Raw genomic sequence first — 7,196 nt, forward strand, 5'->3', positions numbered from 1 at the left:
GTCCGCGAGGGGGACGCAGTGGGCGAGGAGGCTCCCGCGGCGCAGGACGCCGAGCTTCGCGAGCCGGTCGAGCGGCCCTGTGAACCCCTCGGCACGGGCGTGCGCGAGGTCGCAGCGGTCCTCGGCGACGTGCGCGTGCAAAGGGAGGTCGTCCGGGACGGCCTTCGCGAGGAGCGCGAGCGACGCGTGCGACAGCGTGAAGCTCGCGTGAAGGCCGAACAGGCCGCGCAGCCTCTCGTGCGCGCGGTGCCGCGCGGCGAAGTCGAGGTTCTCGGCGACGCTCTCCTCGAAGACGGCCGGGCCGTTGCGGTCCGAGGTCTCGAAGCAGAGCGCCGCCGTCATGGAGAGCGCGCCGAACGCGCCGGCGAGCGCGTCGAGGCTGCCGCCGACGCACGACGGCGACGCGTGGTGGTCGACTATCGCAGTGCAGCCGCGCCGCACGCACTCGATCGCCGTGACGAGGCCGCAGAGCCGCACCGCCTCGAGGTCGAGCGCGCGGTCGAGGCGCCACCAGAGGTTCTCGAGCACGTGCGGGAAGTCCGAGAGATCGCCCCGCAAAGGCATGCCGCGCGCGAGCGCCGAGTAGGCGTGGTGGTGGGAGTTGACGAGCCCAGGCAGTACGAGGCCGTTCGGGACGACGAAGCGCTCGGCGTCCGCGTGGAGACGGGCACATTCGTCGCGATCGTCTTTGCGTGAAAGGACGCGCGCGACGACGCCGTCGACGATGTGGACGTCGGCCTCCTCGACGAAGCGTCCCGCCCCGTCGTACAGCCCGGCGACCGAAAAGATGCGGGTCCTCTGGGTCACAGAGCGGAATTGTGCACTCGGAACGGGGCAAGACAAGGCATTTCAGGAGAGAAAAGGGACAGAAGGGACCGAAGGGACAGAAGGGACCGAAGGAAAACGGGGTGGCAACACAGTCGTTTTGGTCTCTTCGATCGTTGACTCCCGCCCGCAGGAGTGACACCCAGGTTCTCATGTACCCCTCGACCATCGGCACCCTCGCCGGGGCGATCGCGCACGAGCTCGGAGCGCACGGCCGGATCTTCGGCGTCCCCGAGGAGGCGTTCGCGCCGGCGTCCTCCGGCTCCAGGCTGCGCTGCGATCACATGGGGCACGCGCTCGACAACCCGCTCGGCGTGGCCGCCGGCCCGCACACGCAGCTCGCCCAGAACATCGTCGTCTCGTACCTGGCCGGCGCCCGTTTCGTGGAGCTCAAGACCGTGCAGATCCTCGATCGGCTCGACGTGACGAAGCCGTGCATCGACATGCGCGACCTGGGCTACAACTGCGAGTGGTCCCAGGAGCTGACGCTCGAGCAGTCGTTCGACCAGTACGCGAGCGCCTTCGTGCTCGTGCACGCCCTGGCGCGGGCGCGGGGCGCCGATCCGTCGGGCTTCACGTTCAACATGTCGGTCGGCTACGACCTCGCGGGGATCCGCTCCGACGCGGTGCGCGGCTTCGTCGATCGCATGCGCGACGCCGGCGACGAGATCGCCCGCCGCGCGCGCGTCGTCTGCGACGCGTTCCGCGGGACCGCGCTCGCCGTCGACGACCTCGACCCGCCGCGCTGCATCTCGGACGGGGTCACGCTCTCGACGATGCACGGCTGTCCGCCCGCGGAGATCGAGCGGATCGGGCTCCACCTCGTCGAGGAGCTCGGCCTGCACACGACCGTCAAGCTCAACCCCACGCTGCTCGGGAAGGAGCGGCTGCGCCACCTCCTGCACGACCGGCTCGGCCACGACGGCGTCGAGGTGCCGGACGAGGCGTTCGCCCACGACCCATCCTTCGAGGACGCGTGCGCGATCATCGCGTCGCTCGACGGGGCGGCGAAGCGGGCGGGCGTGCGGTTCGCCGTGAAGCTGACGAACACTCTCGAGACGCGCAACGTGGAGAAGGCGCTGCCGGCGAAGGAGCCGCTCCACTACATGTCCGGCCGCGCGCTGCACCCGCTCGCGGCGGCGCTCGCCGCGCTCCTCGCCGATCGCTTCGGGGTCGCGGTGCCGATCTCGCTCTCGGGCGGCGTCGACGCCTTCAACGCGGCCGACCTGCTCGCGTGCGGCGTCCTCCCGCTGACCGTGTCGTCGGATCTCCTGCGCCCGGGGGGCTACGGCAGGCTGCCGCAGTACCTCGAGCGGATCGGGACGCGTCTCGAGGCCTTGGGCGTCGCGGATCTCGGCGGGTCGGTCCCGAACGCGACGAGGCTCGCCGCCTACGCCGAACGCGCCGCGGACGACGTGCGCTACGGGAGGCGCGGCGGGCGCCCGGTGTTCTCCTCTCGGCGCGCGCTCGGGCTCGTCGACTGCATGGCGGCGCCCTGCCGGGAGCGGTGCCCCGCGCACCAGAACGTCCCCGACTACCTGCGCCTCATCGCCGACGGGCGCGACGACGACGCGCTCGAGGTGATCCTGCGCGACAACCCGCTCGCGGCGACGACCGGCTGCGCGTGCGACCACCCGTGCACGCTCGAGTGCGTCCGCAACCTGCTCGACGACCCTATCGGGATCCGCGAGATCAAGCGCTGGGCCGTGGAGAGGGCCGCCTCCCGGGAGGTGGTCGCGCCTCGCGAGGGCGCGCTCTCGATAGGGGTGGTGGGCGCCGGCCCGGCGGGGCTCGCGGCGGCGGTCTTCTGCAGGCGGCTCGGGCACGCGGTCACGGTCTACGAGGCGCGCGATCGCCTCGGCGGCACCCCGGCGTCGGCGATCCCGGCCTTCCGGCTCCCGGACGGGGCGGTGGCGCGGGACGTCGAGCGGGCCGAGCGGCTGGGCGTGCGCTTCGAGCGCGGCCGCACGCTCGGCGGGAACCTCGAGCTCGGGGCGCTGCGCGCGGCGCACGACCGGGTCTTCGTCGCCGTGGGCGCGGGCGGCGGGCGGCGGCTCGGGGTACAAGGGGAGGACGCGCCGGGCGTCTTCGACGCGATCGACTTTCTCGAGCGCGCCAAGGCGGGGAAGCCGCCGGATCTCGGGGGGCGCGCGATCGTGGTCGGCGGGGGAAACTCCGCCATGGACGCGGCGCGGGCGGCGCGGCGGCTCGTCGGCGGGGGGGGGACGGTGACGGTCGTGTACCGTCGCACGCGCACCGAGATGCCCGCGGCCCGGGACGAGATCGAGGCGGCCGAGCGCGAGGGCGTCTCCATCGAGGAGCTGCTCGCGCCGAGTCGCGTCCTCGCGGGCGCGGACGGCCGCGTCGAGGGGCTCGAGTGCCTCATCATGGCGCTCGGCGCGGTAGGCGAGGACGGTCGGCGCAGCCCGGTGCCGACCCCCGGGAGGACCCGCTCGGTGCCGGCCGATTCTATCGTCGTCGCGATCGGGCAGGGGCGGCTCCCGGAAGCGCTGGCGCATAGCGGCCTCTCGGTGAAACCGGACGGGCGGATCGCCGTGGACGCGGCGCTCGAGACCGGCCTGCCGGGCGTGTTCGCGGGCGGCGACGCGGTGCGCGGCGCCTCGACGATCGTCGAGGCCGTGGCGGACGCCCGGCGCTTCGCCGACTCCGTCGGTAATCCGGGCGACGCCCGGCCGGAGCGCGAGATCGACGTCAACGCCTCGCTCGCGCGCAAGGGCCGCCGCGCCTACAAGGAGGCCGGTCCGCGCGCCGAGGCCTCGCGCTGCCTGGGATGCGACGATCTGTGCGCCCTTTGCGTCACGGTGTGCCCCAACCGCGCGAACGTCCTCTACGAGATCGCTCCCTCCGGCGACGGGATCGCCCAGCGGTACCAGACGGCGAACGTCGCGGACTGGTGCAACGAGTGCGGCAACTGCGCCGCGTTCTGCCCGACGGGAGGCGCGCCCTACCGCGACAAGCCGAGGGTCTGCCTCACGGAGGAGGCCGCGCGGGGGATCGCGGACGGCGCGGTCTTCCTTCTCAAGCGAGAAGGCTTCGAGGTCACCGTGCGGAGGGGCGGCGAGACCGTCTCGGTCGGGAGCGACGACGCCCGCGCTCGGCTGTCGGCGATCGGCGAGGCCCTCTACCGGGAACTCGGCTACCTGGCCTGATTCCCGCCCGCGAGCGCCATGAACACCTTTTCGGGCGTGAGCGGCGTTTCGAAGCCGACCGCGGCGTCCTCCCGCGCGGCCCGGATCGCCTCGACGAGGGCGAAGTACGCGGCGATGGCGTACATGAGCGGCGGCTCGCCGATCGCCTTGGAGCCGTAGGCGCCGAAGCGGTTCTCGTCGCCCTCGAGGAAGCGCACCGAGATATCGCGCGGCGCGAAGTCGACGTCCGGGAGCTTGTAGGTCCCGAGCGTGTCCGTGAGGAGGCGGCCCGACCCGTTCCAGCGCAGCTCCTCGAGCAGGAGCCAGCCGAGCCCCTGCACGAGGGCACCCTCGACCTGGCCGAGGTCGACCCCGGGATCGAGGCTCGAGCCCACGTCGTGGACGATCCGCACGGAGTCGACGCGGTAGGTGCCCCGCAGGCAGTCGAGCGTCACCTCGGCGATTGCGGTGCCGCACACGTGGTACGCGAACGGCGCGCCCTGGTTCTTCTCCCTGTCGAAGTGGATCCCGGGCGTGGCGTAGTGCGCCTGGGCCGTGAGGCTCACCCGCGCCGCGTGCGCCGCCGCGGCGATCTCGGAGAACGAAGCCCCCGGGTGCGCGGCCGCTACCGGCGCGAGCCTCGCGCGGAGCGCCTCGGCGGCCATTCGCACCGCCTGCCCGTTCATGTCCGCTCCGGTGCTCGCGGCGGTCGGCGAGACGTTCGCCGTGCGGGTGGTGTTCGTGCTCTCGACCTTGACCGAGTCGAGGTCGACCCCGAGGGCGGTCGCCGCGATCCGCCGCAGCTTGGCGCGCACGCCCTGGCCCATTTCCACCGCCCCGGCGCTCACGCCGACGCTGCCGTCGACGTAGACGTGCACGAGGGCGCTCGCCTGGTTGAGCATCGTGTTGGTGAACGAGATGCCGAAGCAGACCGGCATGACCGCGAGGCCGCGCTTCGTCTCGCAAGAGCTCCTGTTGTGCTCCTCGACGAGGCGCGCACGCTCGGCGACGGCGGACTCCGTGCAGGCCTCCGCGAAGCACTGCCGAGCCCGGACCCCGCGCGCCACCATTCCGTACGGGAAGCGATCGCCGTCCCCGATCAGGTTCCGCTCCTGGATCGCCCGCGCCGGGACGCCCATCTTTCGAGCCGCGGCGTGGATCGCCGCCTCCATCACGAACATCGCCTGCGGGCCGCCGAAGCCGCGGAACGCAGTGTTGGGCGCGACGTTCGTGCGGCACGGCGTCGCGGTCGCGCGGACGTTCGGCACGCGGTAGCTGCCGGTCGCGTGCAGCAGGGTGCGCTCGAGGATCGCGGTCGACAGGTCGGCGGCCGCGCCCGAGCTCTGGTAGAAGGTCACCTCGTACGCCGTGATCGCGAGCCCCGCGTCGAGGCCGATCCGGAAGTCCGCGGAGTAGGGGTGGCGCTTGCCGGTCAGCCGCATGTCCTCGCCGCGCGAGAGGACGAGCTTGACCGGGCGGCCGACGCGGACCGCCGCGAGCGCGGCCATCGCGGCGTAGGCCGTGGCCTGATCCTCCTTGCCGCCGAAGCCGCCGCCGAGGCGCAGCACGTCGACCTCGACGTCGTGCATCGGCACGCCGAGCACCCTGGCGACGCCGCGCTGCACGCCGGACGGCGACTGGGTGGACGAGCGCACGTGGACACCGCCGCGCTCCGTGGGCGTTGCGAGCGCGCCCTGCGTCTCGAGGTAGACGTGCTCCTGTCCGCCCGTGTCGCACCGGCCCTCGACCACCACGGCCGCGGCGGCGAGCGCCTTCTCGACGTCGCCCGACGCGATCGTGCGCGGGGGCGCGATGAGCATCCCTCGGGCGAACGCCTCCCGCGGATCGAGCACCGGCGCGCGCTCGTGAACCTCCACGGCGACGAGCTTCGCGGCGGCACGCGCGGCCGCGGCGCTCCTCGCCACCACGAGCGCTACGGGCTGCCCGACGCAGTCGACCTCGTGCGCGGCGAGCAGCGGCTCGTCCTGGATGATCGCGCCTATCTGGTTCTCCCCGGGCACGTCGGCCGCGGTGAGCACGGCCACGACGTCCGGCGCGGCGGCGGCCGCTCCCGTCTCGATCCGGACGATCTCTCCGGCGGCGGCGGGGGAGGGCACCGGCGCCGCGAACAGGCAGTCTGCCGGCACCTCGACGTCGTCGACGAACCGCGCCTCGCCTCGCGCGAGCAGTATCCGCTCGTCCCGGCGGTTCACGGAGCCACCCCGTAGAGCGCGCGGATCGCGTCCGGGTAGAGCGCCGCGAAGTGGCCCCACACGAGCCGCTCGAGCAGGAGCGCCTTGTACGCCGCGCTCCCGCGCACGTCGCCGATGGGCGCGATCTCGGCCCGCGCCTGCGCGATCGCCCCGCGGACGGTCTCCTCCGTGATCGGGCGGCCGGCGAGCCAGCGCGAGCTCTTCGAGAGGAGCAGGGGCACGGGGGCGACGCCGCCGGCGGACAGGCGGGCCGCGCCGACGACGCCGTGCTCGGCCGAGATCGCGATCGCGCAGTTGACCCCCGCGATGTCGAGCAGCCGGCGGCGGGAGACCTTCTCGAAGCGGAAATGGGCACCAGGCACGGGAAGCGGGATGTCGACGCGGGCGACAATCTCTTCGGGCGCGAGAGCGAGAGACTTATAGCCGAGGTAGAGATCTTCCAGCGCAACCACACGCCGCGATTCATCTTTTTCCAGTGTGACCTTTGAACCGAGCGCGAGGAGGGCGATCGACAGATCGCCGATGGGCGACGCGTTGACGAGGTTGCCGCCGACCGTCGCGCGGTTGCGGACGAGCGGCGAGGCGAACAGCTCGAGCGCGCGGCGCAGATCGGGAAGATGCTCCTCGATCACGGGGCTCTCCATGAGCTCCGCCGCGGTCGTCGCCGCACCTATCGAGATCGCGTCCCCTTCGCGAACGACGCCGCGCAACCGCTCCTCTCGCCCGAGGAAGCGCAGGGGCCTGTCGCGCAGCTTGTCCGCCGACGCCACGAGCAGATCCGTCCCGCCCCCTACAACGACTCGATCATCGCGCCGTAGCGCCGTCTCCGGCGCGGAGGCGGAGAGCTTCGCGGGCACGGCGCCGAAGTACGCCGGCAGCACCCCGAGGGCGATCAGCCGGTCGACGCGCGCCTTGCCGGGCGGCCCGAGCTCCTCGAGGGTCGCCACGAGCTCGCCCACGGCGCGGCGGATTCCCGCGTACCCCGTGCAACGGCAGAGGTTGCCGGCGA

General features: G+C 73.0%; 4 protein-coding genes. 1 reads left to right on the forward strand and 3 read right to left on the reverse strand.

Annotated features, from left to right (window positions below; genetic code table 11):
- The coding region (locus tag M0R80_30455; protein MCK9463961.1) for an amidohydrolase family protein at window positions 1-807 on the reverse strand (807 nt) is incomplete at its 3' end.
- 170 nt (window positions 808-977) lie between these two features.
- Between M0R80_30455 and ygfK the strand changes: the two genes are divergently transcribed.
- Window positions 978-3,995, forward strand: coding sequence for a putative selenate reductase subunit YgfK (gene ygfK / locus M0R80_30460; protein ID MCK9463962.1), 3,018 nt, complete (start codon window positions 978-980; stop codon window positions 3,993-3,995).
- On the opposite strand, the gene M0R80_30465 is transcribed toward ygfK, so the two are convergent.
- The gene (locus tag M0R80_30465) at window positions 3,983-6,187 is read right to left on the reverse strand and encodes a molybdopterin-dependent oxidoreductase (GenBank protein MCK9463963.1); all 2,205 of its coding nucleotides are present in this window, start codon (window positions 6,185-6,187) and stop codon (window positions 3,983-3,985) included. The genes ygfK and M0R80_30465 overlap by 13 nt on opposite strands.
- A partial coding sequence (locus M0R80_30470; GenBank protein MCK9463964.1) for an FAD binding domain-containing protein occupies window positions 6,184-7,196 on the reverse strand: 1,013 nt, incomplete at its 5' end. The genes M0R80_30465 and M0R80_30470, both read right to left, overlap by 4 nt.

This window comes from Pseudomonadota bacterium (assembly GCA_023229365.1).
Taxonomy (GTDB): Bacteria; Myxococcota_A; Polyangia; order JAAYKL01; family JAAYKL01; genus JALNZK01.

Bases quoted from the DNA above. Each gene is read 5' to 3' on its own strand.
- ygfK (MCK9463962.1), top strand. From the start codon at position 978: ATGTACCCCTCGACCATCGGCACCCTCGCCGGGGCGATCGCGCACGAG.